Raw genomic sequence first — 26499 nt, forward strand, 5'->3', positions numbered from 1 at the left:
GGTTGCCATGCACAGCCTGTTCACCCTGACTCTGAATCTGGAACGTGCTGGCAAGGTGATCTGTGTCCATAGCCTACCGTTTGACCCGGCCCGGGAAACCCTGTTGCTGCTGTCGCCGGTCGGAACCCAGTGCTTCTACATGAAGAATGCAGCGCTGTTTCTGATCAGTCGTTTCAACCTGATCATCCTCGAAAGCGACGCATTGCTGGCGTACGCCGCAGCGGCAGATCTGGCCCTCGGCGAAGGCGTTGCCGACTTTATGCGCCAGTTCCATGTAGCACTGTCCGAAACCGTGCGCGTGGATGCGTTGGTGGGCTATTGCTCCTCGGCGTCCCTGGCGTTGCTCGCAGCCAGTCACGGCGCTTGCCGCACATTGCTGCTGCTCAACGGCGCGTACTTCCTCAAGGGTGACGAGGTTACCAAGAGCCAATACGAGCGCGACGTGGAACGCATGATGCAGTCGATCCCCCAGGGTAATTACGCCCACGTGTACGAGGCCGTGAGCCTGTTGCACGCCAACAGCGTCTACCCCCCGAGCGACTACCGCTACCAGCAGGTTCGCCCCCTGCGGGAACTGCCTGCGTTCCGCCAGTACCTGACGTTCCTCAACAGCCTGGCGAGCTTGGAAGTGGCCAGGACTGCACAGGCCGTGCATGCGCCCACGCTGGTGTGGTGCGGTAGCCAAGACCGCTACACCGACACCGCATCTTCCCGATATGTCGCCAAGTGGCTGCCCTACAGTGAACTGGTGGAGGACCCCGACGGCCAACACCACGACTTTGTAGACGGCCACAAACAACTGTACCAGGCGATGACCCGCTTTCTGACCTTTCACCAGCAGAGGGCTATTCAATGAATGCCCAAACTCCGCTATTGACCAAGGTATACCGCCGATTTCTGTCAATCTGCACGAAAACGCCCAATGCGATTGCCGTCGTCGACGACGGAAACTCAGTCACTTATCAACGGCTTCATGAGCATGTGCTGGAGCGCTGCGAAGAACTGGCGCGCCAAGGCCTAGCCGACCACCCTTACGTGCCACTGATGGCCAGCCGGTGCCTGGCGTATCTGGTGACGGTGCTGGCCTGTTGCAAACTGGGCATTGCTTACGTCTGCATCGAACCGGGCATGCCAGGTAAACGCCTGATCGCCTTGCTGGATCAACTGGGCTGCAGCCACTTGTTGCTGCTCGGCCAGCCGGCAGACTTGCACCTTGACCCGCGGCTAACCTGCTTTCGTCTAGGCAACTGCGGCACCCTGCGCGCCGAAGGGCCTGCATTACGCCCGCCCATTCGGCGGCGTTTAGTCGACGCCGGGGTGATCACTGTGATGTTCACCTCAGGTACCACCGGTGTTCCAAAGGGTGTGCGCATCAGCCACGGGGGCCTGTTAAACCTGGTGGACAACGTACATCGCCAGGTCCAGGGCAAGGCCCGCAGCTATGTGCATCATTCGTCCATTGGGTTCGATGCCGCCCTGTTTGAAGTCTGGGTGCCGCTACTGACCGGCGCCCGGGTCACCCTGCAACCCGGTGCGTTCAATATCGACGCCCTGGCTCAATGCGTACTCGTGGCCCGGTGCGATGTGCTGTTGCTGACCACTTCACTGTTCCATCTGGTGGCTCAGCACCGCCTGTCGATGTTCGACTCTGTACGTGTGCTCTACGTCGGTGGCGAAGTACTCAAGCCGGTGCATGCCCGCGCGCTGTTGGCGGCCAACACAGAGATTACCCTAGTGAATGGTTATGGCCCTACCGAGAACACGGTGTTCTCCACCTGGTACAACCTGAGCAAACTCCAGGACGCAGAGCGGGACGTACTGCCCATCGGGCGGCTTCTCAACCATGTGCACGGGAAAATCGTCGACATCCAACTGCAAGAGGTAGCCCCTGGCACTCCCGGCGAACTGTTACTCACGGGGGCCAACCTGGCCTTGGGTTATCTGGATGATGAACTGACACAAAGCCGCTTTCTGCAACTGCCGGAGGGCACCTATTACCGCACCGGCGACTACGTGACCGAAGATGAGCACGGCATGCTTTTCTACCAGGGCCGCATCGACGAACAGGTGAAAATCAAAGGCTACCGGGTAGAAATCTCCGAGGTCGAACACGCCCTGACCCAACTGCCTGGTGTGGCCCAGGCTGTGGTGCTGGCGCGCGCCATGAATGCACTGGAAAACAGCCTGCACGCGTTCATCGTGTTCCAGCATGGCTGGCCAAACACCGATGAAGGCAAGCTGATGAGCCTGCTGGGCGGCCAGCTTCCCCACTACATGGTGCCGACCCGGATCCACCACTTGCCGGAGCTTCCGCTGACGGTCAACGGCAAGGTCGACAAGCGCCGCTTGCAGGCGTTGGAGACAGCACCGGCGGCGTCGCCCCGGCTGGCTGACTCAGCAGTGCTTGAGGTCTGGTCCGGGATTCTCGGCACCCGCGACCTGCAACTGGGACACTCCATCTATGCCTACGGCGCCTCGTCCTTGAGTGTGGTCATGGCCCATAGCCGAATCAACCAGACCCTTGGCAGAAGAACCCCGTTCGACGAAGTCGTCAGGCTGAACACTTTGCAAGAGTGGGTGCAGTACTACGCAACGTATGAAAACCTCAGTAACTTCTCTTAGGAGCCGACATGGAAATCACTGACTTTTCGTTGACGGAACAGGAACTTCAGCAATTTGACCGGGATGGGTTTATCGGTCCCTTCACGCTCTATGAGCCTGAAGAGATGAAGCAGATGCACAAGACCGTCCGCGCGCAACTGTTCAACCGCACCCACGCGCCCTACGACGCGCCGCTGGATGTGGCGATCACTAACTACGACCGCCACTTGGATGTGGATTTGCTGACCCGCCATGTGTTTCGTAAGGAAATCGTGCACCGCCTGCGGAGCATCCTTGGCCCGGACGTGATCTGCTGGCGCAGCGAGTTCATCCCCAAGTACCCGGGCAACGAAGGCACCGACTGGCACCAGGCCGACACCTTCGGACACGCTTCCGGCGAGCCGCAACTGGTGTGGCCCGAGGACGAGTCCTTCGGCGGCGCCATCAATGTGTGGACCGGCTTCACCGATGCCACCCAGGAAAACGGCTGCATGCTGTTTATCCCCGGCACCCACAAGCAAATGAACTACGACGAATCCATCGGCATGACCTTCGACCCGGTGGCCAACAAGAACGTGGTCAAGGGCGAGTACGCACGCGGGTTCAACGGCTACGACTACAGCACCCTGCAAAAGGACAAGTCGTGGCAGCCGGATGAGGCGGCGGCGGTGCCGATCGTGATGAAAGCCGGCCAGTTCGTGATCTTCCGCTCGATGCTCATGCACTGCTCACTGCCCAACTCGACAACCGACAAGCCCCGTCTGGGCTATGTGGCCCGCTACGTCCCCGGACGGGTCAAGGTCTACCCAGATACTGATTACGTGAAGGAGTTTGGTGGCGAGTATCGCCTGGACCGGTTCGGCGTGGTGCAGGTGGCCGGTACCGCCACCGACCACAAGAACCGGGTAGCCAGCAGGAGCCTCAGCGGCCTGGACCTCAAGCCCCTAGCCACTTATTGAGGGTTGACCATGGAACAGCTCTCTTACCTGGCAATCGACCATATTGCGTATGCCACCCGGTCCGCGGAGAAAACCGCGGCGTTCTTCACGGCCCTGGGGTTCGAGGTGCTGTTCCACAAACAACCGATCGACAACTTTGGCGTGCTGATCACCAAACTACGCTCGCCGGCGGGGGAAATCGTTGAAGTGGTCGAGCCCTGTCGCCCCGACAGCGTGGTCAGCCGGTTGCTGTTGAATGTGGAGGCATGTGTTTATCACGTGGCCTTCAGGGTCGGCGATATGCAGGTCACCCAAGCGTCCCTGGCGAATATCGGCGGCGTCACGGTGACCACGCCCATGACCATTCCGTACCCGGCCACCGCGGAGCATCGCGCGCTGACCACCTCCCACATGTTCCACCCGGCGGTGGGCCTGTTCGAGATCACCGGTTAAGGAGCCGCCATGGTTGACACTCTTGTGGCGCCACCGCGCTGGCTTGCACCGCTGGCCGGCGCCCTCGCGAACGCCGGTCGCCTGCTGCTGTGTTTCCCCTACGGAGGGGGCGGCACCTCTGCGTTCAATGACTTGAGCCGGCTGGCTGATGTCGGTGTTGCGACATGGGCCGTAAAACTGCCCGGGCGCGAGGACCGTGGCCTGGAAGCGCCGGCCACGCGGGTCGAGCCCCTTATCGAGGCCATCATCGATGAATTGCAAGGCGTGAACGTACCGTATGCGTTTTACGGCCACAGTTTCGGCGCCGGGCTGGCCCTGGAGGTAGCACACGCACTGGCCGAACGCGACCAGACGTTGCCGACGAAGTTGATCCTGTCCGGGCGCATGCCCCCCCATGTCGGCTACTCGCCGCTGCTGGGTGCGATGGACGACCACCAACTGTGGCAGCACGTTTGCTCAGAGAGCCCATTGCCGCTGCCGCCGGACGCTTCGTGTAGTTTCGCCCGCCACGTCCTGGGCAAGCTCAAGGCCGACCTGGTACTCAACGGGCAGCTCACCTATCGCTTTATCCGCCCGTTGCCAGTGCCCCTATACATTCTTAATGGCCGGGACGACCCGTTGCTCGAACCACAACGCCTAGACGAATGGCAACGCTATACCAGCGCCCGCTTCCATAGCCAATGTGTGCCCGGCGGGCATTTCTTTTTCAGCAGCGATTTTCAGCGTTTGTACTCGCCCCTTTTAACCACCCTCGATGAACAAGGCAGCTAAGCCGTATGGAACGTGCATTCTGGAACAGCCCTTATCTCTCGTCTCTGGACGCTCGCGTGCTGAGCATTGAGGGGCGCGATGTGGTGATCAGTCCGACGATTTTCTTCGCCGAATCGGGCGGCCAGGAATCGGATCAGGGCCGCATCAACCGGATCGAAGTCAGCCAGGCCACGGTTGCTGATGAGCGCATAATCTACCGCTTGGCCGAGGAGCCGGACTTTGCCGTAGGTGACTTGGTCAGCGTGGAGATCGACTGGCCTCGCCGGTATGCGCTGATGCGCCTGCATTTCGCGGCCGAAATTGTCCTGGAGTTGTTCTACAAGAAATTCCCCGCCCTAGAAAAAATCGGCGCGCACATCAGCCAGAGCAAGGCGAGGATCGACTTCGCTCTAGAGGGCAATATCAGCCAGTACTTCCCCGAAATTCTGCAGGACGTCGAGCAACTGGTGACTGCCGACCTGCCGATTGAAAGTCGCTTTATCGATGCCGAGTGCTTGCGCCGTTGCTGGTACATCGAGGGGTTTTCAGAGGTTCCGTGTGGCGGCACACACCTGCGCACCACAGGCGAGGTCGGGCGTATTCGCCTCAAGCGCAACAATATTGGCGCGCACAAAGAACGCGTCGAAATCTACCTGGTGGATTGACCGCCCCGCGGCGGTTTCAGGAGACAACCATCATGCTCAACGTCATGTCTGCACTTGGGTTGCTGCTATTAATGCCGGGGCCGACGAATACGCTGCTCCTGCGCTCCGGGGTGCTCAGCGGTTTCCGGCGGGCCTGGCCCTTGAGCTTGTTGGAGTGACTGGTCTACCTGCTGCAGATTTCGTTCTGGGGCTACCTGCTCAGCCATATCGGTGACAGTGCGCCCTGGTGCATGAAACTGGTGCAACTGGCGTCGGTTGCTAATCTGATCAAGACTTCATACCGGCTCTGGCGCCACCCCGCCGCCCGAGGCGCGGGTCTTGCGGCTGCTTTTTTTTTGCTGACCCTGATCAATCCCAAGGGGTTGCTGGTGGTCTCGTTCATCGTACCGGTGCAGACGTTTACGGATCTCACGCTGTACCTGAATTTCAGCGTGCAGTTTTGCGTGGTAGTGATCCCGGTAGGGTGCTCCTGGGTGCTGTTCGGGGCGCGGATCAAACACAGTGGGCATGCCTGGCTGACACCACTGAATATCAACCGCACAGCCTCTGCGATCATATGCTGCTTCGCGGTGGCGATCCTTTCCCGATTGACGGACTCCTTGATCAAAGTCAGCGCGACCCTTTAGGGAACCTCCAAAAAACTATCCGCACCGTTAAAATCTGAGCCTACTCAAACCACAGGACTTTCCGCCCATGTTTAGCCTATTGCCGACCAGGGACGCGAAGTGAAACTTGACAGCCTGGGCCCAGTTGTCGGTGCTGAACAAACATGTCGACTTCAGCCTCATGGCCGCGGAAATCGACCGCTGGGTACCTCGCTCGAGTCGTTCCAAAGGCAGTAGGTCTCCCTACCTGACGAACTCATGACGCGCCTGCTTGGTATTGCAGCAGTTATTCAACCTGTCCGACGAACAGATGGAGTTCCAGCTACAAGTAACAGCAGGGCATCAATGAATGATGCTAAGAGAGATAGCGTGGGGAGTTTTAAAAGGTCCTCAAGACCATGGTTGTAGTCTGGTAAGACCATGGTCGAATGGCTCAACGGCGGGGGGAGGGCTACAAAAGACGGCATAAAAAACAACTAGCCGTCGAGGTAATTACATGAGTGCTGAGTCCCTGTTCCCCGTGCGCCCCGAGGTGGCAGCCACCACCTTGACCGATGAGGCCACCTACAAGGCCATGTACCAGCAATCGGTGATCAACCCGGATGGTTTCTGGCGCGAGCAGGCCCAACGTCTGGACTGGATCAAGCCTTTTACCAAGGTTAAGCAGACCTCTTTCGATGACCACCACGTGGACATCAAGTGGTTCGCCGATGGCACCCTCAACGTCTCCTACAACTGCCTGGACCGTCACCTGGAAGAGCGCGGTGATCAGGTGGCGATCATCTGGGAAGGCGACGACCCCTCCGAACACAAGAACATCACCTACCGCGAACTGCACGAGCAAGTGTGCAAGCTGGCCAATGCCCTGCGTGGCCAGGATGTGCACCGTGGCGACGTGGTGACCATCTACATGCCGATGATCCCGGAAGCCGTGGTGGCCATGCTGGCCTGTACCCGCATCGGCGCGATCCACTCGGTGGTGTTCGGTGGCTTCTCGCCCGAAGCCCTGGCCGGTCGCATCATCGACTGCAAATCCAAGGTGGTGATCACCGCCGATGAAGGCTTGCGCGGCGGCAAGAAAACCCCGCTCAAGGCCAACGTCGACGACGCCCTGACCAACCCGGAAACCGCGAGCATCCAGAAGGTCATCGTGTGCAAGCGCACCGGTAGCCCGATCAAGTGGAACCAGCACCGCGATATCTGGTACGAAGACCTGATGGCCGTGGCCTCGAGCCACTGCGCACCGAAAGAAATGGGCGCTGAAGAAGCGCTGTTTATCCTCTACACCTCCGGCTCCACCGGCAAACCGAAGGGCGTGCAGCACACCACTGGCGGCTACCTGCTGTATGCCGCGCTGACCCATGAGCGAGTGTTCGACTACAAGCCGGGTGATGTCTACTGGTGCACCGCCGACGTGGGCTGGGTTACTGGCCACAGCTATATCGTCTATGGCCCGCTGGCCAATGGCGCGACCACGCTGCTGTTCGAGGGTGTGCCGAACTACCCGGATATCACCCGGGTGTCGAAGATCGTCGACAAGCACAAGGTCAATATCCTTTACACCGCACCGACCGCGATCCGCGCCATGATGGCCCAGGGCACGGCTGCCGTAGAGGGTGCCGATGGCTCCAGTCTGCGCCTGCTCGGCTCGGTGGGTGAGCCGATCAACCCGGAAGCCTGGAACTGGTATTACAAAACCGTTGGCCAGGAGCGTTGCCCGATCGTCGACACCTGGTGGCAGACCGAAACCGGCGGCATCCTGATCAGCCCGCTGCCGGGCGCCACGGCGCTCAAGCCCGGTTCGGCGACGCGGCCGTTCTTCGGCGTGCAGCCAGCCCTGGTGGATAACCTGGGCAACCTGATCGACGGCGCCGCCGAAGGCAACCTGGTGATCATCGACTCCTGGCCGGGTCAGGCGCGTACCCTGTTCGGCGACCATGACCGCTTCGTCGACACCTACTTCAAGACCTTCCGCGGCATGTACTTCACCGGTGACGGCGCGCGCCGTGACGAGGATGGCTACTACTGGATTACCGGCCGGGTCGACGACGTGCTCAACGTTTCCGGCCACCGCATGGGCACCGCCGAAATCGAGAGCGCCATGGTCGCGCACCCGAAAGTCGCCGAAGCTGCAGTTGTGGGCGTGCCTCACGACATCAAGGGGCAGGGCATTTATGTCTATGTCACCCTCAACGGTGGTGAAGAGCCGTCCGAGCAACTGCGTCAGGAGTTGAAGAACTGGGTACGCAAGGAAATCGGCCCGATTGCCTCGCCGGACGTGATTCAGTGGGCCCCAGGTCTGCCGAAAACCCGCTCGGGCAAGATCATGCGGCGCATCCTGCGCAAGATCGCCACTGCTGAGTACGATTCCCTCGGTGATATCTCCACCCTGGCTGATCCGGGCGTGGTGCAACACCTGATCGACACCCACCGCAGCATGCAGGCTGCTTAAACAACCCGCTGGAAGAGCGCCCCGTCCGGTTAACACCGGGCGGGGCGTTGTGTTTGGCGATGTCTGAGTTTGTGTTGCGTTCAGGTGCTGGGCTTAACGGTGGAGCCGTAGGATGCGCCGTGCGCACCAGCGCACCCTGCAGAACGCACCCTGCGTAGCCAAACTTGCGGTAACGCCTGTGCATGCGTCTGGGGCGTAGGGGAACGAATGAGTGCGTCATGACGCCGGTAATTGCTGCGCCTGCCTCTGGGTGCCTTGGTTTGCGGGCCTGGTGCCGGTGGGTGCGAAACTTGCTTAAGTTACGGGTTAATCCGCTTTTATGCAGACGCACTTTGCTCTCTGCTTGTCAATAGCTCCCGCTAGGGGCTCCCGATGTTCTGTAACTACTTGTCGCATTAAAGAAATATCGACATCCAGCCTGTCGCTAGAATGCCGCACACTCAGCAGTGCCCCCCGTTTGCGTTCGCAACCCTGCATGGATGCCGACGTTCTCTACCTTTTATGTATGCTGGCCGCGTATTCCCACCATGGCGCGCCAGCCATCCCTATTTCAAGGAGTCATACGATGAAGAAGATCCTGCTTCTCGGCGCCCTGGCGCTGTCCGCGTTCGCCCCGCTGGCCATGGCCGATGATGCCAAGCCGCTGCGCATCGGCATCGAGGCTGCCTACCCACCGTTCGCCTTCAAGACGCCGGATGGCGCCATCACCGGCTTCGACTACGACATCGGCAATGCGCTGTGCGCAGAAATGCAGGTCAAGTGCCAGTGGATCGAGCAAGAGTTCGACGGCCTGATCCCGGCCCTCAAAGTGCGCAAGTTCGACGCCGTGCTGTCGTCGATGTCGATCACCGAAGACCGCAAGAAGGCGGTGGACTTCACCGGCAAGTACTACGCCACTCCGGCCAAGCTGGCGATGAAGGCCGGTACCGTTCTCAACGACCCGATTAGCGACCTCAAGGGCAAGCGCATCGGCGTGCAGCGCTCGTCGGTGTATGACCGTTACGCCACTGATGTCTTCGCCCCGGCGGGTGCCGAGGTGGTGCGCTATGGTTCGCAGAACGAGGTGTTCCTCGACCTGCAAGCCGGGCGCCTGGACGCGACCCTGGCCGACTCGGTGAACATCGATGACGGCTTCCTCAAGACCGACGCTGGTAAAGCCTTTGCCTTCGCCGGCCCCGACTTCACCGACGTGAAGTACTTTGGCGAAGGCCAGGGCATTGCCGTGCGCAAGGGCGATAAAGCCCTGGCCGACAAGTTCAGCGCCGCCATCCTGGCAATTCGCGCGAACGGCACATACAAGGACGTGCAGGACAAGTACTTCGATTTCGACGTGTACGGCGAATAATCACTGCAGTTGAACGTGGCGCACACCCGGCAGCGGGCGTGCGCCATCTTTCGTTTTGTTCAAGGCGTCGCGCACGCCTGCATGAGGTAACCGGAGCATGCTCCACGGCTACGGCTCGACCATTCTCGACGGTGCCTGGCTGACCCTGACCCTGGCGCTGACCTCGATGGCGGTGGCCATCGTCCTGGGTCTGTTGGGTGCAGCCTTTCGCCTGTCGCCGATCAAATGGCTGGCACTGCTGGGTGAAACCTATGCCACGGTGATCCGTGGTATTCCCGACCTGGTGCTGATCCTGCTGATCTTCTATGGCGGTCAGGATCTGGTGAACCGCGTGGCGCCGCTGCTCGGGCATGACGAGTACATCGACATCAATCCCTTCGTCGCCGGCGTATTCACCATGGGCTTTATCTTTGGTGCCTACCTGTCGGAGACCTTCCGTGGCGCCTTTATGGCCATTCCCAAGGGCCAGGCCGAGGCGGGCATGGCTTACGGCATGAGCGGGCCGCGGGTGTTCTTCCGCATTCTGGTGCCACAGATGATCCGCTTTGCTATCCCCGGTTTCACCAACAATTGGCTGGTGCTGACCAAGGCCACCGCGCTGATTTCCCTGGTGGGGCTGCAGGACATGATGTTCAAGGCCAAGAGCGCCGCCGATGCGACCCGCGAACCCTTCACCTTTTACCTGGCCGTGGCAGCGCTGTACCTGGTGCTGACCAGCGTCTCGCTGCTGGCGTTGCGCTTCCTCGAGAAGCGCTATTCGGTCGGCAGCAAGGCGGCCGAGCTGTGAGGGGAATGAGCCGATGATGTTCGATTACAACGTGATACTCGACAGCCTGCCGCTGTACTTCGGCGGCGTGCTGGTCACCCTGAAGATTCTGCTGATCGCCCTGGCGTTTGGCCTGGCCCTGGCCGTGCCGCTGGCACTGATGCGGGTGTCGCGCTCGCCCTGGGTCAACGCGCCCGCCTGGCTGTACACCTATGTGATCCGCGGCACGCCGATGCTGGTGCAGTTGTTCCTTATCTACTACGGCCTGGCGCAGTTCGAGGCGGTGCGCGAGAGCGTGCTGTGGCCGTACCTGTCCAACGCGACCTTCTGCGCCTGCCTGGCGTTCGCCATCAACACCAGTGCCTACAGCGCCGAGATTCTCGCCGGCAGCCTCAAGGCCACGCCCCCTGGCGAGATCGAAGCGGCCAGGGCCATGGGCATGTCGCGCGCCACGCTGTACCGGCGCATCCTGCTGCCCTCGGCGTTGCGTCGAGCCCTGCCGCAGTACAGCAATGAAGTGATCATGATGCTGCACACCACCAGCCTGGCGTCGATTGTTACCCTGATCGACATCACCGGTGCGGCGCGTACCGTCAATGCCCAGTACTACCTGCCGTTCGAGGCTTTCCTCACGGCCGGGGCGTTTTACCTGATGCTGACGTTCATCCTGGTGCGGCTGTTCAAATATGCCGAGCGCCGCTGGCTGGCTTACCTGGCGCCTCGGCGCGGTTGAGCCGCGCCCGCCAGCTTATTTGTCGGGGCCACATGCAGCATGAGTGGCCCCTGGAGAGTGGAAGCGATGTACAAACTTGAAGTGCAGGACCTGCACAAGCGTTACGGCGCCAACGAGGTGCTCAAGGGCGTCTCCCTGGCCGCCAAGGCCGGTGACGTGATCAGCCTGATCGGTTCCAGCGGCTCGGGCAAAAGCACCTTTCTGCGCTGCATCAACCTGCTCGAGCAGCCGCACAGCGGGCAGATTCTGCTCAATGGCGAAGCGCTCAAGCTGGTGCCGACCAAAGACGGCGCGCTCAAGGCCGCCGAGCCCAAGCAGTTGCAGCGCATGCGCTCGCGCCTGGCCATGGTGTTCCAGCACTTCAACCTGTGGTCGCACATGAGCGCCCTAGAGAACGTCATGGAAGCGCCGGTGCACGTGCTTGGCATGAGCAAGGCCGAGGCCCGTGACAAGGCCGAGCATTACCTGGGCAAGGTCGGCGTGGCGCACCGCAAGGATGCCTACCCCGCGCATATGTCGGGTGGCGAGCAGCAGCGCGTGGCGATTGCCCGTGCCCTGGCCATGGAGCCGGAGGTGATGCTGTTCGACGAGCCGACGTCGGCGCTCGACCCCGAACTGGTGGGCGAAGTGCTGCGGGTCATGCAGGACCTGGCGCAAGAAGGCCGCACCATGCTGGTGGTCACCCACGAAATGGGCTTTGCCCGCGAGGTGTCCAACCAGTTGGTGTTCCTGCACAAGGGCGTGGTCGAAGAGCGTGGTAACCCGCGCGAGGTGCTGGCCAACCCGCAGTCCGAGCGTCTGCAGCAGTTTCTCGCAGGCAGCCTCAAGTAGTGTGTCGTAGCCGCGCGGCCTCGGCACAGCGCCAAGGTCCGTGGGCGTGTCGCAGGCCAGCCTGCACCATAATAGGGCTTATCGAAATGCCCGCCAGAGCCTAAACTGCCCGCCATGAATGCCCACCGAATCGGCTTCCTGCTTTGGCCCTCGACCAAGCCCCTGACCCTGGCCTTGGCCGAAGAGGCGCTGCGCGTTGCCCAGCGCGTTCACCCCGAAGTGCTGTACGAGCTGACCTTCCTCCAGGCCGAGCCGCAAGCTGCGGGTGACTGGCGGCTGCCGGGTGAGCCCTGGGCGGGCAAGCTCGAAGGCTTTCACCGGCTGTTTCTGTTGGCCGACGAGCCGCCGGGCAACCTGGCGGTGCCGCTCGCCAGTGCACTCAAGCAACTGGTACGCAGCGGTTGTGTGATTGGCGGTATCGCCGCTGGGGTCTACCCGCTGGCGCAGCTCGGCCTGCTCGATGGTTACCGCGCCTCGGTGCACTGGCGCTGGCAGGATGATTTCAGCGAACGCTTTCCACGGGTTATCGCCACCAGCCACCTTTTCGACTGGGACCGCGATCGCCTGACCGCCTGTGGCGGCATGGCGGTGCTCGACTTGCTGCTGGCCTTGCTGGCCCGTGATCACGGCGCCGAACTGGCCGGTGCGGTGAGTGAGGAACTGGTGGTCGAGCGCATTCGCGAAGGCGGCGAGCGCCAGCGTATTCCGCTGCAGAATCGCCTGGGCTCCAGCCATCCCAAGCTGACCCAGGCGGTGCTGCTGATGGAGGCCAATATCGAGGAGCCGCTGACTACTGACGAGATCGCCCAGCATGTGTGCGTTTCGCGGCGTCAGCTGGAACGAATTTTCAAGCAATACCTCAACCGCGTGCCCAGCCAGTATTACCTGGAGCTGCGGCTGAACAAGGCGCGGCAACTGCTGATGCAGACCAGCAAATCGATCATCCAGATCGGCCTGTCCTGCGGCTTCTCCTCGGGGCCGCATTTTTCCAGCGCCTACCGCAACTTCTTCGGCGCCACCCCCCGCGAAGACCGCAACCAGCGCCGCAGCAACAGCCCCTTCGAGCTGACCTCGGCGCCCGCCGAACGCGGTTAGGGCGCTTTTATATCCCTATTGGTGGCGTGTGTAGGAGCGAAGGGGGCGCCTACAGCAGTAGCCTGGGTTAGGCGCCTGCCCAAATGGCATGCCGGCAACCGACCCCACGGCGCCGTAACCCGGGGGCGATATAACGCCGGTCACCGTTCGCCCTCAATGGCTCCAGATCATCCCCACCAGCAGGTAGCAGAGCAGGGTGACAATCACCACGCCGACCAGGTTGATGGCAAAGCCAGCGCGGATCATCTGCTGGATACCCACCTGACCGCTGCCAAAGACGATGGCGTTGGGCGGCGTGGCCACGGGCAGCATAAAGGCACAACTGGCGGCAATCGCGGCCGGGATGGCCAGGCTTTCGGCCGGCAGACCCTGGGACACGGCGAGGGCGCCGAGCAACGGCAAAAAGGCCGCAGCGGTGGCGGTATTGGAGGTGACTTCGGTGAGCAGGATGATCACCAGCACCACCAAGCCGATCATCAGGATCATCGGCAGGGCGCCGACGCCTTGCAGGCTTTGGGCGATCCACTCGGCCAGGCCGGAGCCGCCAATGGCCGAGGCCAGCGACAGGCCGCCGCCGAACAGCAACAGCACGCCCCAAGGCAGGCGATTGGCGTGCTCCCAGTCCATCACGAACAGGCGTTTGCCCATGTCTACTGGAATCAGGAACAGTGCCAGGGCAGCGGCGATGGCGATGCTGGTGTCGTTGACACCCGCTACATGGTCGGAGAGCAGCGGCTGAAAGATCCACGCCAGGGCGGCCAGTACGAAGACCACTGCGACGCGTTTCTCGCCCGGCGACAGCGGCCCCAACGCGTCCATCTCGCGCTGCAGCATGCTCTGGGTATCCTCAGTGGCCAGGCGGAAACCGCCGTGGGTCAGCCACCACCAGATAAACAGCAGCATGCTCAGGGCCACCGGAATGCCCAGCAGCATCCACTGGCCGAAACCGATATGCACGTCGTAGTTATCGCGCAGGAACGCGGCCAGCAAGGCGTTGGGTGGTGTACCGATCAGCGTGGCGACGCCGCCCACACTGGCGGCGTAGGCAATGCCGAGCAGCAAGGCCACGGCGAAGCGCGCCCGCTCCTTGTCATCACCGTTGCTGGCGATCAGGCCGATCACCGAGATGCCGATGGGCAGCATCATGATGCTGGTGGCGGTGTTGCTGACCCACATGCTGATAAACGCGGTGGCGATCATGAAGCCGGCGATCTGCCGGCTGGGTTGGCTGCCCACCGCCAGCAATGTGCCCAGGGCGATGCGCCGGTGCAGGTTCCAGCGCTCCATGGCCAGGCCGATGACGAAGCCGCCGAGGAACAGAAAAATGGTCGGGTTGGCATAGGGCGCGGTAGCCCGCTGCAGGCTGTCGATATCCAGCAGTGGAATCAGCAGGATCGGCAGCAGCGCCGTGGCCGGAATCGGGATGGCCTCGGTGGACCACCACACGGCCATCAGCAGGGTTAGACCGAGGGTCGACCAGGCCGCGCGGGACAGTTCGCCCGGTGGCTCGGTGAGCAGGCAGAACGCCAAAAGCAACGGGCCGAGGATCAGGCCGATCCAGGCGGCGCGAGCTGCACCTGGGGACTGCTGGACGGTATCGGTCATAGTCTGGTTTCCTTGTTATGCGGGCCATTGATGACAGGCCATAGCCGCTATTTTTTTGCGGGGGCGTATGGTGCCTGGCGCGATCAATAAGGTGGCCGACGCGCTGTTACACGATGTTATCCACGCTTGGGTCGCGAGCCTCGCCGGCATGCTGGCGGCGCCACATGCGCGTCAGCCAGCGCCAGGTGATCCAGCCGGCGCCCGCCAGGTAGACCAGACCGCCGGGTACCCACATCAGCAGGCCGGCCAACTGCTGGTCGGCCAGGTCACGGGACTCGCCGTAGAAGGGCGCCTGGCCGAAGGTCAGCAGGGCGCCGAGCAGACCGGTGTGCATCAGGGTCAGGAGCATGGCCATCAAGGCGTGCGGCACCTGTTGCGGGTTGGCGCGCAGGCACGACCACCAGAACAGCCAGGCGCTGAACAGGAAGCAGGCATGTTCGACCACATGCCACCAGGTGTTTTCCAGGGCCAGCATGTACAGGCTCGGCGTGTGCCAGACCCAGATCATCGCGCCATGCAGCATGGCCAGCGCCACCGGATAGCGGCCGCTGCGCAGCACGCCATTCCACACCGGCTGCAGCCAGCGCCCGCAGGCGGCGCGCCACTGTGGCAGCGGCCGAGCCAGGGCCCAGAGCGGGGCGATGACGATCATGAACAGCATGTGCTGGACCATGTGCAGGCTGGTACTGGTCTCGGCCCAGTCATCGATGGGGCCGAATACCGCGAGCACGGCCAGCAGCATGGCCAGGTGCATCCAGACCGCCTCCCAGCCATGGGGCCGTACACGCCGTGCGCCGACGATATAGGCCAGCCAGGCGGCGCCTAGCAGGACGGCGCTGAACAGCACCGGCAGGCGCTCGTCGAGGTGGCCGTCGAACAGCCCATGGGCGGATGCGCTGGGCGCGCAGAACAGCGCGAACAGGGCAACGATCACAGGCATGGCGGCATGCTCAGAATGGGCAGGGCGATAAACACACAGGCAAGCGCGGCGATGGCGTTGACGCCCGCCGCGGTCCAGGCGACGAAGCGCTCCTTGGGGCGCTGCCGGGCGCGCTGGCTGGCACGCCAGAACCCGTGGGTGAGGGCGGCCAGCAGCACCACGATCGCCAACGTCCCCGCTAGCAGCAGAGCATTCAGCCAGGTCCACTGGGCTGCTTCGGCAGGCGGCGCGGCCACTTCGCAGGCCACCGACAAGCCGCCATACAGGGCCACGAACCACAGGCTCCAGATGATAAAGCCCAGGGGGATATGGATCGGGTTATAGGGCGAGCGCAAGTGGCGCATCAGCCACCTCCGAAGGTGGGTGGGAACAGCACCAGCGCGACAAAGCTGACCCACAGCACGCAGAGGCTGTAGCCCCACCACTGTTCGACCACCAGCGGCTCGTAGGGCGAGCGGGCACTCACATAGCCGTAGCCCACGCGCAGTGCTTGCAAGGCGCTGAGCACGCAGGCGAGGGCGCCATGCAGCAGGCTGTAGACCAGCATCACCGTAACCACGGCATCGTGGGCGCTGCTGCGTGGTGCCAGTTCGCTGCCGAGCAGGCAGGCAAGCAATAGCGCGACATGGCCCAAGCCCAGGGCAGCGGTTAGCCACAGGTGTCCGGCCAAGCCCTGGTCATCGCCACGGCGCAAGCGCAGCAAGGCGCGGCGCTGCCAGGCGTAGGCCAGGCTCAGCAGCAGGGCACTGGCGAGCAGCAGCCAGGGGCTGAATACCTGGGTTTCGGGCACCTGCCAGTTCGGCGAGACCGTCCACAGGTAGAACCAGCCGAACAGCAGGGCGAGGTAGAGCGCGCCATTGGCCAGCAGGGTTACTGCCATGCCCCACAGCCCAGGGCCGTCCTGGGTGCGCGAATGCAGCGGCGGATCACCTGGCTGGACCTTGGCATCGGGCGCTGCCAGTGGGTGCGCACCGTTCTCCCAGCTCCAGCGCAGCAGCACGATGATCGCGGCGATGCTGGCGACGGCGGCGAGCGGGTAGACCTTGACCAGCAAGCTGATGCACACCACGCCGATAAACAGCGAGGCGATCAGCGGCCACCAACTGTTGCCGGGCAGGTGGATGATCTCCCGCGGTTTGCCAGTCAGCGGGTCCGTGCCCCAGGTTTCCCGGCGGCCATGGTCGATCACCGCCAGGCTGTGTTCACCTGCGGCGATGCTGCGTGGCAGATCGGGGTCGTCCCATAGCGGGTGGCGACCCTTGACCGCTGGCAGGCTGACAAAGTTGTAAGCGCTCGGTGGCAGGCAGGTCGCCCACTCCAGGGTATCGGCATTCCAGGGGTTTTCCGGGGCTGGTTGGCCAAAGCGAAAGTGCAGCACGATATCCAGCAGCACGGTGGCGATACCCGCCGCCATGATAAAGCTGCCGACCGAAGACACCAGATTGGGCATGTCCCAGCCCAGGCCGGTTTCGTAGGTGTAAATGCGCCGCGGCATGCCCATCAGGCCAGTCCAGTGCATGATCAGAAAGGTCAGGTTGAAACCGATAAACACCAGCCAAAAGCCCCACTTGCCCAGGCGCTCCGAGGGCATGCGCCCGGAGAAGTGCGGCAACCAGTGGTACAGCCCTGCGAGCAGCGGGAAGAACATGCCGCCGACCAGCACGTAGTGCATGTGCGCGACCACGAAATGGGTGTCGTGCACCTGCCAGTCGAACGGCACCAGGGCCAGCATCACCCCGGTCAGGCCGCCACACACGAAGATGATCAGAAAGCCCACCAGCCAGAGCATCGGCACGTGGTACACCGGCCGCCCGAGCCAGAGCGTGGCCAGCCAGGCGAACACCTGCACCCCGGTGGGGATCGCCACCAGCATGCTGGCGGCGGAGAAGAACGCCTGGGCCAGGTGCGGGATGCCCACGGTGAACATGTGGTGGACCCACAGGCCGAAGCTGATAAAACCGGTGGTGAGAATGCCCAGCACCACCCAGCGGTAGCCCACCAGCGGGCGCTGGCAGAACACCGGCAGCAGGGTCGAGACGATGCCCGCGGCCGGCAGGAAGATGATGTACACCTCGGGATGGCCGAACAGCCAGAACAGGTGCTGCCAGAGCACCGGGTCACCGCCGCGGGCCACATCGAAGAACGGCAGGCCGGCGGCGCGCTCCAGCTCCAGGAGGATCGAACCGAGGATCAATGGCGGAAAGCCGACCACGATCATCATCGCCATCACCAGGATGTACCAGGCGTAGATCGGCATTTTGTTCAGCGCCATGCCCGGCGCGCGGGTGCGCAGGATCGACACCACCAGCTCGACCCCGGCACTCACCGCGGAGATTTCCACGAAGGTGATGCCCAGCAGCCAGAAGTCCGAGTTCATCCCCGGCGTGTGGGCGGCGCTGGACAGCGGCGTGTACATGAACCAGCCGGCCTTGGGCGCGATGTCCCAGAGCATGCTCGAACAGAGGATGATCCCGCCGAACAGGTAGCAGTAGTAACCCAGTGCCGAGAGCCTGGGGAATACCAGGTCGCGGGCGCCGATCATCTTGGGGATCAGGTAGACCGCCAGGCCTTCCATCATCGGCACGGCGAACAGGAACATCATCACCGTGCCGTGCATGGTGAAGAGCTGGTTGTACAGGTCCGGGGCGATGATGTCCTGCTCGGGCAGGGCGAGCTGGGTGCGGATCAGCATGGCCAGCAGGCCGCCGATCAGAAAGAACACCGCGCCGGTGACCATAAAACGCAGACCGATGGTGGTGTGGTTGACGATGGTCAGCGCCCGCCAGCCGCGCGGGTTGCCCCAGACCGCGTTGAAGTCATCGCGCAGTTGCTCGGGGTCGGTCGCCGGTTGGCGCGTGGTGTCGGGTGCGCTCATGGGGCAAGGCCCTCCAGCCAGCGGGCGATGGTTTCCAGTTCGGCAGGGGCGACATCGTCAGTCGACGGCATCCCCGTACCGGGTTTCAGGCGTTGGTGTTCCTGCAGCCAGCGCAGAATGGCGCCACTGTCATTGACCAGCACACCGCTGCCCAGAGTGGGCCGCGAACCGAGGTCGGAGAGGTCGGGGGCGCGCTGGCCCTGGCTGATGCCGGCGACGCTGTGGCAGATGCCGCAGCGCTCGACAAACAGCGAGCCCGCCGGCTCCGGTGGTGGTGCGATCTGCCGCTCCTGACGCGCTTCGATCCAGCGGGCGAAATCGTTCGGTGCATGGGCTTCGACATACAGCACCATGCGGCTGTGCTGGGTGCCGCAGAACTCCGCACACTGGCCGCGGTGCTTGCCGGGCTCGTCGGCCTGCAGGCGAATCTGGTTGTGGTGGCCGGGGACCATGTCGATCTTGCCGCCCAGGCGCGGCACCCAGAACGAGTGGATGACATCGGCGCTGGTCACTGTCAGATCCACAGGTTGGCCAGCAGGCAGGTGCAACTGGTTGGCGGTGACCACACCGCTGTCCGGGTAGCGCACCTCCCACCACCACTGGTGCCCGGTGATTTCGATGCGCAGCGGCTGCTGCCCTTCGACCGGCAGCACCAGCATGTGCTGGCCTGCGGGAATGCCGAAAATCAGCAGCAAAACGACGCTCGCCGTGGGCAGCACAATCCCACCGCCGATGATCCAGAAGCCATGCCAACGTTTCGCCTGAGCCGGGCTGTAGGTGCGGTGCGGGCGGCGCATGGCGTGAATCCACAGGGCGCTGATGACCACCAGCACCAGTGCCGAAAACCCGCACATCACCCACCAGATGATGGCGACTTCGCGGGCCATCGGCCCGGCGGGGTCGAGGGTCGACTGCGGCCCACTGCACGCAGCGATAAACGGAACTGCCAGCGCCAGCGCGGTCAATTGCACTGTGCCCCGGCGGATTGCGCCGGCACCTCTGCCGTTTTTCAGCCTGCCCAGGAGCCCCGGATGGCCACCCCTCACGAGCCCATCGTCAGTCGCGCCGCGATTGCCGGACACCCGTTGCACCCGATGATGATCCACTTCCCCGTGGCCGCTCTGCTGGCTCTGGTGGCCAGCGATTTCGCCTTTCTCTGGACTGATGACCCGTTCTGGAGTCGCGCCAGTTTGTGGCTGGCTGGCGTCGGCGCATTCGGCGGCTGGGCGGCCAGCCTGGCCGGGCTGGTGGACTTGCTCACGGTCAAACGCATTCGCCAGAAGATCACCGCCTGGTGCCACGCGATCATCGCCGTGATGATGCTCTCGCTGGCCTCGCTGAACTGGGTGCTGCGCTACCAGGGGCCGGAGGACGGCATGGTGCTGTGGGCGTTCTACCTGTCGCTGTTCACCGCCGGGCTGATCGCCATTGCCGCCTACCTCGGTGGTCGCCTGGTCTACGAGCAGGCAGTGGGCGTCGATGTCGACGTCTGAGAGCAGGCCTGGGTCAGGACGTGGGGAGTGGGTCATAAGGGGCAACAATCCTTAGGCAAACGGCTTGGCCAGTACCAGCCACAGGGTGAGGCTGATCAGCAGCGCGATCAGCCCGCCAATCAGCGCGCACACCCAGCTTACGGAGCGGCTGGGGTGGCTTTCGATGCGCAGCACCAGTACGCCGCACAGGGCATGGCAGAGCACCATGCCGGCCACGCTGGTCAGCTTGAGAATCAGCCAGGGTGCGTAGATCGAATCGCGCAGCAGCAACGCTGTGCCCGAACCGATGGCCAGCAGGGCTGCAGGGGTGGCGATATGGGTGAAGACCATGCGCGTGAGGTGGGCATGGTCGCGGTAGAACAATGCCTCGCCGCGGCGCGTGCCGGCGGCGATCAGCGCCGGCAAATAGAGCAGCGCGCCGCACCAGCACAGCAGGGCCGCGAAATGCAGCAACTTGAGAAAAGGCATGGGCGCTCCCTGTCCGGTATGCAGGGTGTGACTGCCTACGCCTTGGCAGGGTTCGTTATTTTTTCGCAGCCGCCTCGTGGCTGTTCGCGGGTGCATCCGCCTCGTGCTCGCCGGGCGGGAACAGCGCGCTGCCGCAGCGGCTGCAGAATGCGGCAGCCGGTTCGTGGCTGTCCTTGGCGCAGCGCGGACAGGCATGGCTAAGCAGGTCGCCGCGCATGGCACTGGCCAACTCGGCGGTGAAGATGCCGGTCGGTACCGCGATGATCGAATAACCGGTGATCATTACCAGGGTCGCCACCGCCTGGCCCAGCACCGTGACCGGGACGATATCGCCAAAGCCCACGGTGGTCAGGGTCACCACGGCCCAATAGATACTTTTGGGGATGCTGGTAAAGTCGTTCTGCGGCCCTTCGATCACGTACATCAGCGTGCCGTAGACCACGATCAGGGTGCTGATACTGAGCAAAAACACCACGATCTTCTGCTTACTGCTGCGCAGCGCCACCAGCAGGAAGTTGGCCTGGCTTAGGTAAGGCGTGAGCTTGAGCACGCGGAAGATGCGCAGCATGCGGATCACTCGCACGATCAGCAGGTACTGCGCCTCGGGAAACAGCAGGGCGAGAAACGCCGGCAACACTGCCAGCAAATCGATCAGCCCGTAAAAGCTGAACGCGTACTTGAGCGGGCGCGGCGAGCAGTACAGGCGCACCAGGTATTCGACTGCGAACAGCAGGGTGAAGGCCCACTCCACGGCGGTCAGCAACTCACCGTAACGGGCGAAGACCGACTCGACGCTGTCGAGCATCACCACCACCAGGCTGGCCAGGATCGTCAGCAGCAACAGGTTATCGAAGCGCTGTCCGGCCGGGGTGTCGGTGTGGAAGATGATGACGTACAGGCGTTGGCGCCAGGTCGATGCCTCGTGCATGGTCATGTCCGTAAGCGTGTGGAGGGCCAGCCTAGGCGCTGTTGCGGTATCGCTGCAACCGGCCTGGCCTGTAGCGTAGGGGCGAAGGGGGCGCCCAGCCTTGATTCGCGAAATTCGCGACGGCATCGCGAATAAATTCGCTCCTACAGGTCGTGGCGACGCTATCGGGTGTCAGCCGTCGATCAGGGTTGCGCCGGGCACCTGCGGTTGGCGCGTGTCGATATCGCAGCCATGGATCACCAGACGGATGATGGTCTGGGTCGCGGCTTCGTAGTCATCGTCGCTCAGTGCAGTCTTGCCGGTGACGGTTGCGATCTGCCAGTCGAAGTCGGCATAGGTCTGGGTCGCGGCCCAGATGCTGAACATCAGGTGATGCGGGTCAACCGCTGCCATCAGGCCCTGGTCGATCCAGCCCTGAATGCAAGCGATGTTGTGCCGCGCCTGGGCATTGAGTTGGTCGGCCTGCTCGGGGCTCAGGTGCGGCGCACCGTGCATGATCTCGCTGGCGAACACCTTGGAGGCATAGGAGTGCTCGCGGGAGATGCGAATCTTCGAACGGATATAGGCACGCAGCACCTCGCCGGGTTGGCCAGGCTGGTTGAACGGCGCCGAGGCCGCCAGCAGCGGTTCAATGATGCTTTCCAGCACCTCGCGATAGAGGTTTTCCTTGGACTTGAAGTAGTAATAGACATTGGGCTTAGGTACGCCGGCCTTGGCCGCGATGTCGCTGGTTTTGCTGGCAGCGAAGCCCTTGTCAGCGAACTCTTCACTGGCTGCGCGCAGGATCAATTCCCTGTTGCGCTCGCGAATACTGGTCATAAGCCTCGATACATGGATGGCTGCCGCAGACGGCTGGCGGGGGCGCATGGTAGCACCGGCCTTTTGCGGCTCTCAAGCGCGCCAGTCGCGGCCTGCAGCGCTTACCTGACTTTTTGGTCAACGGCCGATTTGCCTGTGCCTAAGCGCTGCCCGGATGAGGGGCTGCATGCCTGTAAGCGCGGATTCGTTCGCGAGATTTCCGACACCCGAGTCACCTACTGAACAGGTAACGAGTGCGCTTTTCGCGTACCTCTGAGGGGGCGCGCAGCGCTGCCCGACGACTGGTCGCTGCTCAGTGCTGATGCGGGCTGCAGAGCCTCTTGGGCAATCGCTTGGCTGGTCTGCTGCAGGAAAAACCCTGAACCATCGGAAAACCCTGCCAGTCCATTTTCACGAGTGGCCGGTAACCCTGTTCCGGCGCCAACCTGTTAACTGCAGAGAGGAACGACGAGATGGATAACAAGCATGCGATTTCGGTACTTAACGACCTGATCGAAACCAGCAAGGACGGCGAAAAAGGTTTCCATGAGTGCGCCGAAGACGTGAAAAACCCGCAACTCAAAACCCTGTTCAGCCAGCGTGCGCAAGAATGCGCCGCTGCTGCTCGTGAGCTGCAGGACCTGGTCCGCGGCCTGGGTGGCGACCCTGAAACCAGCTCAAGCGTAGCCGGTGCCCTGCATCGCCGCTGGGTTGATCTCAAGAGCATGGTCACTGGCAAAGACGACGAAGCCATTCTCAACGAGTGTGAGCGTGGTGAAGACGTAGCGCTCAAGGCCTACAAAGAAGCCATGAGCAAGGAACTGCCGCCGACCGCCCGTGTTGTGGTGGAAAAGCAACTGCAAGGTGTGCAGCGCAACCATGATCAGATCAAGTCGCTGCGTAACATCGCACGCGCCAGCTGATCAACCGGCGCCTGCGGGCGTCGGCACGGATTGACGAAGAGGGGGAAGGTGCCAGGCACCTTCCCCCTTTTTTGTTAGCTGCATTCCGGGCCGTGTGGGAGGGGCTTTAGCCGCGCCGAAGCCAGAGCCCCTGAAAGCTTCGCGGCTAAAGCCCCTCCTACAAGCGGTTGAAGCTAACCCTGCGTTTCCAGCGCTACAGGGGCAATGGTCACGACCTCTTTACGCATCAGCAGGTAGTGCAGCACTGCGCCGAGCAGGGCGCCGAACAGCCAGGCATAGCCCGACAGGTCGCTCAGCACCGGCACCCATACCGATGCCACGGAGAACACCGAGGCCACGGCGAAGGCGATCATCGCCTTGCGGTTCCAGCCGCCATCGAAGTAGTAGGTCGAACCCGGTTCGGCGCTGAACAGGTCTTGCACGTTCAACTGCTGACGGCGCACCAGGTAGTAGTCGGCGACGATGATGCCGTACAACGGCGCCAGCACCGCGCCTAGGGTGTCGACGAAGGCGGCAATGCCAACCTGGCTGATAAACGCGACCCAGAGTGCGCCAATGAAGAAGGCAATCGCCGCGGTGATAAACCCACCGGTGCGTGCACTGATGCGCGCCGGCGCCAGGTTGGCGATGTCGTAGGCGGGCGGGATGAAGTTGGCGACCAGGTTGATGCCCACGGTCGCGGCGAAGAAGGTCAGCGCGGCCACGATGGTCAGGGTCAGGTTATCGACCCGGGCGACGATGTCGGTCGGGTTGGTCAGGGTCTCACCGAACACCACCACGGTACCGGCGGTGATCACCAGGGCAATCAGGGAAAAGATTGCCAGGCTGATCGGCAGGCCAAGGAAGTTGCCCACGGTCATCTGCTTCTCATCTCGGACAAAGCGTGCGAAGTCGCCATAGTTGATCACCACGGCGGCAAAGTAGGCAACCATGGTGCCAACCACGGCGGCAAAGGCGGCGACCGGGCCGGCGGCGTATTCGCCGGTGCCGCGGAACAGGGTGCCCAACTCGCCCAGCAGGCTGGGGCCGGCCTGGTACCAGATGATCAGCATCAGCGCGATCATCACCAGGTACACCAGCGGCCCGGCCCAGTTGAGGAAACGGGTGATCCAGTCGATGCCGCGAATGAACAGCGCCACCTGAAACACGCAGACAATCACGTAAGACAGCCAGCCGACTGCGGTCATGCCGAGGAAGCTGGCATCCGTCGCCGTGGTACCCAGTAGCGAGTTGATCAGCAGCGCCAGCGCCGTGGAGGCGAAGTAGGTCTGCACGCCATACCAGAAGATCGCCACGATGCCGCGCACCACGGCCGGGAAGTTGGCCCCGCGCACACCCATGCTGGCGCGCGCCATTACGGGGAAGGGGATGCCGTACTTGACGCTGGGTTTACCGGTCAGCTGCACCAGGCCCATGACGATAAAGCCCGCCAGCACGATCGCCGCCAGCACCGCCCAACCGCTCAGACCGTAGGAAATGAACAGGGTCGCGGCCAGGGTGTAGCCGAACAGACTCTGAATATCGTTGGACCAGACATTGAAAATTTCAAACCAACCCCACTTGCGCTTGCCCGGTGGCAAGGGCGCGAGGTCAGCGTTGTGCAGGGATGGGTCGAGCTTGTGAATATGAAAATCATCGCTGGGCATGGTGCTCTCCTTGATCTTGTTGTCAGGCCTGGCGGCCGGTATGAGGAGGTTGTATGCACAGACTGTTCCGCTTTTAGCATTCCAGTATGTGCAGGCTGCTACGCACTTTGTGCACTGTTTTGTACACAACTTTTATAGCGCTGAATACCTGATTTGCAGCGATTGTCTACAAAATATGCTGTGATAGGCGCCAAAATCTGACTTGAAAGTCAAGTGGTGCCGCACGTCGATGGTGCGCAGTGACCCGTAATAGAGCGTGGCGATGCACGGGCTACGCAGCCTTGGGCTGTGTCGTTCGCGGCCGCATCGCCAGCTCAAGCTCTGTCTTGAAAAAGGCTATGTCCCAATAGGCTGTTGCCTATCTGTAGGAGCGAATTTATTCGCGAAATTCGCAGCACAATTAGGCGCCACTTCGCTCCTACAGAAGCCGATTTGAGGTTGCAACACGCAAAAAAGCGGGGCTAACCAACGGTTGGTGAGGGATCAAGCGGAAGTGGGGCGAGCAGACCGCAGGGTTTACCCTGGTCGAATGCCAGCAGATTGCTGAAGGCATCGCCAAAGTACAGTTCGTAGCCCTGCTGTTCGACATAACCCAGGTGAGGCGTGCAGAGAATGCGCGGATGCTGCAGCAGCGGGTTAGCTGGATCGAGCAGCGGCTCCTGTTCGAACACATCCAGCGCGGCGAAGCCTGGGCGGCCAGTCTCCAGCGCTTGCAGCAGCGCGCCGGGGGCGAGCAGCTCGGCGCGGCTGGTATTGACCAGAAGCGCGTCGGGCTTCATCTGCTGCAAGTCGCCCAGGCTAATGGCGTGGCGTGTACCCTCGGCCAGGCGCAGGTGCAGGCTGATGATATCGGCCTCGCTGAAAAACGCTTCACGCGAAACCGCCGCACGGTGGCCGTCGGCCTCGGCTGCTCTGCGCGAGGTTTCGCTGCCCCAGACCAGCACCGGCATCTCGAAGGCCTGGGCGTAGTGCGCCAGACGCTGGCCTATCTTGCCGTAACCCCAGATGCCCAGGGTCTGGCCGCACAGGCGTTGGCCCAGGTTGACCTGCCACTGCCCGGCATAGAGCGCGTCCATGGCCGGGCGCAGTTGCCGGCGCGCCATCAGCATCAGCGCCCAGGTCAGCTCCGCGGCGGCAATGGGTGAGCCGCGGCCCTCCAGCACGGCGATGCCCTGACGCGCGCAGGCGGCCAGGTCCAGGTGCGGGCCAGCCTTGCCGGTCTGGCTGATCACCTTGAGCCGCGGCAAGCGTGCCAGCAGCGCGGCATCCAGGCGCGTGCGCTCACGGGTCAGCACCAAGGCATCGGCCTCGGCAAAGCGCTCGGCCAATACATCCGGGTCGTGCTGGATGTCGTGGTACAGGCTGACCTGGTGGCCCTGCAACAGGTTGAAACACGCGAGGCTGCGGATGACCTGCTGGTAGTCGTCGGGTATCACGATGTGCATGGTGACCTGTCTCCGGATTCGTGGGTTATGCGTGTAAGGCCCGTCTTGTCGAGCCACGCCTCAGGGCTGGTGTACGTTGATAGCGCCTTACACTCAGCGGGTATTAGTGTTTAACTCGGCCCACGAGCCAGCGCCTTGCACGGT

At 62.6% G+C, this 26499-nt stretch carries 24 protein-coding genes and 1 pseudogene; 15 read left to right on the forward strand and 10 right to left on the reverse strand.

The window, feature by feature from the left end:
• Window positions 1-7: 7 nt before the first annotated feature.
• From BMW49_RS01920 to argR, 13 genes and pseudogenes are all read left to right on the forward strand, one after another.
• Window positions 8-856, forward strand: coding sequence for an alpha/beta fold hydrolase (locus BMW49_RS01920; RefSeq protein ID WP_069516782.1), 849 nt, complete (start codon window positions 8-10; stop codon window positions 854-856).
• On the forward strand, window positions 853-2622 hold the full coding sequence (cmaA, locus tag BMW49_RS01925) for an L-allo-isoleucine:holo-[CmaA peptidyl-carrier protein] ligase (RefSeq protein WP_069516781.1): 1770 nt from the start codon (window positions 853-855) through the stop codon (window positions 2620-2622). The genes BMW49_RS01920 and cmaA overlap by 4 nt, the downstream gene beginning before the upstream one ends.
• Window positions 2623-2630: 8 nt before the next feature.
• Entirely contained in the window at window positions 2631-3560 is a 930-nt protein-coding gene (locus BMW49_RS01930; protein ID WP_069516780.1) for a chlorinating enzyme, read from the forward strand.
• Between the two features lie 9 nt (window positions 3561-3569).
• The gene (locus BMW49_RS01935; RefSeq protein WP_069516779.1) at window positions 3570-3992 is read left to right on the forward strand and encodes a VOC family protein; all 423 of its coding nucleotides are present in this window, start codon (window positions 3570-3572) and stop codon (window positions 3990-3992) included.
• Window positions 3993-4001: 9 nt separating this feature from the next.
• A complete protein-coding gene (locus BMW49_RS01940) occupies window positions 4002-4763 on the forward strand; it encodes a thioesterase II family protein (protein ID WP_083251666.1) in 762 nt (253 codons plus the stop codon).
• A 5-nt stretch (window positions 4764-4768) separates the two neighbouring features.
• Window positions 4769-5407 carry an alanyl-tRNA editing protein gene (locus BMW49_RS01945; RefSeq protein ID WP_069516778.1) on the forward strand — a complete coding sequence of 213 codons (639 nt, stop codon included), beginning with the start codon at window positions 4769-4771 and terminating at the stop codon, window positions 5405-5407.
• A gap of 32 nt (window positions 5408-5439) precedes the next feature.
• Window positions 5440-6033 (forward strand): annotated as a pseudogene (locus BMW49_RS01950) (LysE family translocator).
• 475 nt (window positions 6034-6508) lie between these two features.
• Complete coding sequence (acs, locus tag BMW49_RS01960; protein ID WP_069516777.1) at window positions 6509-8464, forward strand: acetate--CoA ligase; 1956 nt, start codon at window positions 6509-6511, stop codon at window positions 8462-8464.
• 565 nt (window positions 8465-9029) lie between these two features.
• A complete protein-coding gene (locus BMW49_RS01965) occupies window positions 9030-9809 on the forward strand; it encodes an ABC transporter substrate-binding protein (protein ID WP_069516776.1) in 780 nt (259 codons plus the stop codon).
• A 97-nt stretch (window positions 9810-9906) separates the two neighbouring features.
• The gene (locus BMW49_RS01970) at window positions 9907-10596 is read left to right on the forward strand and encodes an ABC transporter permease (protein WP_069516775.1); all 690 of its coding nucleotides are present in this window, start codon (window positions 9907-9909) and stop codon (window positions 10594-10596) included.
• A 13-nt stretch (window positions 10597-10609) separates the two neighbouring features.
• Window positions 10610-11308 carry an ABC transporter permease gene (locus tag BMW49_RS01975; protein WP_069516774.1) on the forward strand — a complete coding sequence of 233 codons (699 nt, stop codon included), beginning with the start codon at window positions 10610-10612 and terminating at the stop codon, window positions 11306-11308.
• 66 nt (window positions 11309-11374) lie between these two features.
• Window positions 11375-12139 (forward strand): ABC transporter ATP-binding protein, encoded by a 765-nt coding sequence (locus tag BMW49_RS01980; RefSeq protein WP_069516773.1) that lies wholly within the window; start codon window positions 11375-11377, stop codon window positions 12137-12139.
• A 114-nt stretch (window positions 12140-12253) separates the two neighbouring features.
• Complete coding sequence (gene argR / locus BMW49_RS01985) at window positions 12254-13234, forward strand: transcriptional regulator ArgR (RefSeq protein WP_069516772.1); 981 nt, start codon at window positions 12254-12256, stop codon at window positions 13232-13234.
• A gap of 153 nt (window positions 13235-13387) precedes the next feature.
• Here the strand turns inward: argR and BMW49_RS01990 are convergent, their stop codons facing one another.
• From BMW49_RS01990 to coxB, 5 genes are all read right to left on the reverse strand, one after another.
• Window positions 13388-14839, reverse strand: coding sequence for an SLC13 family permease (locus BMW49_RS01990; RefSeq protein ID WP_069516771.1), 1452 nt, complete (start codon window positions 14837-14839; stop codon window positions 13388-13390).
• 106 nt (window positions 14840-14945) lie between these two features.
• Window positions 14946-15779, reverse strand: coding sequence for a cytochrome c oxidase assembly protein (locus tag BMW49_RS01995; protein WP_069516770.1), 834 nt, complete (start codon window positions 15777-15779; stop codon window positions 14946-14948).
• Window positions 15770-16123: a hypothetical protein gene (locus tag BMW49_RS02000; RefSeq protein WP_069516769.1), complete on the reverse strand. Its 354-nt coding sequence runs from the start codon at window positions 16121-16123 to the stop codon at window positions 15770-15772. The genes BMW49_RS01995 and BMW49_RS02000 overlap by 10 nt, the downstream gene beginning before the upstream one ends.
• Window positions 16123-18654, reverse strand: a complete 2532-nt coding sequence (gene ctaD, locus BMW49_RS02005; protein ID WP_069516768.1) for a cytochrome c oxidase subunit I — start codon at window positions 18652-18654, stop codon at window positions 16123-16125. Before ctaD ends, BMW49_RS02000 begins: the two co-directional genes overlap by 1 nt.
• Window positions 18651-19541 carry a cytochrome c oxidase subunit II gene (gene coxB, locus BMW49_RS02010; RefSeq protein WP_069516950.1) on the reverse strand — a complete coding sequence of 297 codons (891 nt, stop codon included), beginning with the start codon at window positions 19539-19541 and terminating at the stop codon, window positions 18651-18653. Before coxB ends, ctaD begins: the two co-directional genes overlap by 4 nt.
• A gap of 144 nt (window positions 19542-19685) precedes the next feature.
• Between coxB and BMW49_RS02015 the strand changes: the two genes are divergently transcribed.
• Window positions 19686-20147, forward strand: a complete 462-nt coding sequence (locus BMW49_RS02015; RefSeq protein ID WP_069516767.1) for a DUF2231 domain-containing protein — start codon at window positions 19686-19688, stop codon at window positions 20145-20147.
• 51 nt (window positions 20148-20198) lie between these two features.
• Here BMW49_RS02015 and BMW49_RS02020 read toward each other — a convergent pair whose 3' ends face one another.
• From BMW49_RS02020 to BMW49_RS02030, 3 genes are all read right to left on the reverse strand, one after another.
• Window positions 20199-20615 carry a CopD family protein gene (locus BMW49_RS02020; RefSeq protein ID WP_069516766.1) on the reverse strand — a complete coding sequence of 139 codons (417 nt, stop codon included), beginning with the start codon at window positions 20613-20615 and terminating at the stop codon, window positions 20199-20201.
• 55 nt (window positions 20616-20670) lie between these two features.
• Window positions 20671-21543 (reverse strand): ion transporter, encoded by an 873-nt coding sequence (locus tag BMW49_RS02025; protein ID WP_069516765.1) that lies wholly within the window; start codon window positions 21541-21543, stop codon window positions 20671-20673.
• Window positions 21544-21714: 171 nt separating this feature from the next.
• The gene (locus BMW49_RS02030; protein ID WP_069516764.1) at window positions 21715-22362 is read right to left on the reverse strand and encodes a TetR/AcrR family transcriptional regulator; all 648 of its coding nucleotides are present in this window, start codon (window positions 22360-22362) and stop codon (window positions 21715-21717) included.
• A 452-nt stretch (window positions 22363-22814) separates the two neighbouring features.
• On the opposite strand from BMW49_RS02030, the gene BMW49_RS02035 reads away from it, so the two are divergent.
• Window positions 22815-23264 carry a PA2169 family four-helix-bundle protein gene (locus BMW49_RS02035; RefSeq protein WP_069516763.1) on the forward strand — a complete coding sequence of 150 codons (450 nt, stop codon included), beginning with the start codon at window positions 22815-22817 and terminating at the stop codon, window positions 23262-23264.
• 173 nt (window positions 23265-23437) lie between these two features.
• Here BMW49_RS02035 and BMW49_RS02040 read toward each other — a convergent pair whose 3' ends face one another.
• Window positions 23438-24910 (reverse strand): NCS1 family nucleobase:cation symporter-1, encoded by a 1473-nt coding sequence (locus BMW49_RS02040; protein ID WP_069516762.1) that lies wholly within the window; start codon window positions 24908-24910, stop codon window positions 23438-23440.
• A 461-nt stretch (window positions 24911-25371) separates the two neighbouring features.
• Window positions 25372-26355 carry a D-2-hydroxyacid dehydrogenase family protein gene (locus tag BMW49_RS02050; protein ID WP_069516760.1) on the reverse strand — a complete coding sequence of 328 codons (984 nt, stop codon included), beginning with the start codon at window positions 26353-26355 and terminating at the stop codon, window positions 25372-25374.
• Between the last annotated feature and the right edge of the window lie 144 nt (window positions 26356-26499).

It is taken from the genome of Pseudomonas cuatrocienegasensis, from assembly GCF_900110925.1.
GTDB classification, from domain to species: domain Bacteria; phylum Pseudomonadota; class Gammaproteobacteria; order Pseudomonadales; family Pseudomonadaceae; genus Aquipseudomonas; species Aquipseudomonas cuatrocienegasensis.

Coding starts and splice junctions, on each gene's coding strand:
- BMW49_RS02000 (WP_069516769.1), bottom strand. CDS start 16,123: ATGCGCCACTTGCGCTCGCCCTATAACCCGATCCATATCCCCCTGGGC.
- BMW49_RS01995 (WP_069516770.1), bottom strand. CDS start 15,779: ATGCCTGTGATCGTTGCCCTGTTCGCGCTGTTCTGCGCGCCCAGCGCA.
- BMW49_RS01920 (WP_069516782.1), top strand. CDS start 8: ATGCACAGCCTGTTCACCCTGACTCTGAATCTGGAACGTGCTGGCAAG.
- BMW49_RS02015 (WP_069516767.1), top strand. CDS start 19,686: ATGGCCACCCCTCACGAGCCCATCGTCAGTCGCGCCGCGATTGCCGGA.
- BMW49_RS02040 (WP_069516762.1), bottom strand. CDS start 24,910: ATGCCCAGCGATGATTTTCATATTCACAAGCTCGACCCATCCCTGCAC.
- BMW49_RS01980 (WP_069516773.1), top strand. CDS start 11,375: ATGTACAAACTTGAAGTGCAGGACCTGCACAAGCGTTACGGCGCCAAC.
- BMW49_RS02050 (WP_069516760.1), bottom strand. CDS start 26,355: ATGCACATCGTGATACCCGACGACTACCAGCAGGTCATCCGCAGCCTC.
- acs (WP_069516777.1), top strand. CDS start 6,509: ATGAGTGCTGAGTCCCTGTTCCCCGTGCGCCCCGAGGTGGCAGCCACC.
- BMW49_RS01975 (WP_069516774.1), top strand. CDS start 10,610: ATGATGTTCGATTACAACGTGATACTCGACAGCCTGCCGCTGTACTTC.
- BMW49_RS02025 (WP_069516765.1), bottom strand. CDS start 21,543: ATGCACGAGGCATCGACCTGGCGCCAACGCCTGTACGTCATCATCTTC.
- cmaA (WP_069516781.1), top strand. CDS start 853: ATGAATGCCCAAACTCCGCTATTGACCAAGGTATACCGCCGATTTCTG.
- BMW49_RS01935 (WP_069516779.1), top strand. CDS start 3,570: ATGGAACAGCTCTCTTACCTGGCAATCGACCATATTGCGTATGCCACC.
- coxB (WP_069516950.1), bottom strand. CDS start 19,541: ATGGCCCGCGAAGTCGCCATCATCTGGTGGGTGATGTGCGGGTTTTCG.
- BMW49_RS02030 (WP_069516764.1), bottom strand. CDS start 22,362: ATGACCAGTATTCGCGAGCGCAACAGGGAATTGATCCTGCGCGCAGCC.
- BMW49_RS01965 (WP_069516776.1), top strand. CDS start 9,030: ATGAAGAAGATCCTGCTTCTCGGCGCCCTGGCGCTGTCCGCGTTCGCC.
- BMW49_RS02035 (WP_069516763.1), top strand. CDS start 22,815: ATGGATAACAAGCATGCGATTTCGGTACTTAACGACCTGATCGAAACC.
- argR (WP_069516772.1), top strand. CDS start 12,254: ATGAATGCCCACCGAATCGGCTTCCTGCTTTGGCCCTCGACCAAGCCC.
- BMW49_RS01970 (WP_069516775.1), top strand. CDS start 9,907: ATGCTCCACGGCTACGGCTCGACCATTCTCGACGGTGCCTGGCTGACC.
- BMW49_RS01945 (WP_069516778.1), top strand. CDS start 4,769: ATGGAACGTGCATTCTGGAACAGCCCTTATCTCTCGTCTCTGGACGCT.
- BMW49_RS02020 (WP_069516766.1), bottom strand. CDS start 20,615: ATGCCTTTTCTCAAGTTGCTGCATTTCGCGGCCCTGCTGTGCTGGTGC.
- BMW49_RS01930 (WP_069516780.1), top strand. CDS start 2,631: ATGGAAATCACTGACTTTTCGTTGACGGAACAGGAACTTCAGCAATTT.
- BMW49_RS01940 (WP_083251666.1), top strand. CDS start 4,002: ATGGTTGACACTCTTGTGGCGCCACCGCGCTGGCTTGCACCGCTGGCC.
- BMW49_RS01990 (WP_069516771.1), bottom strand. CDS start 14,839: ATGACCGATACCGTCCAGCAGTCCCCAGGTGCAGCTCGCGCCGCCTGG.
- ctaD (WP_069516768.1), bottom strand. CDS start 18,654: ATGAGCGCACCCGACACCACGCGCCAACCGGCGACCGACCCCGAGCAA.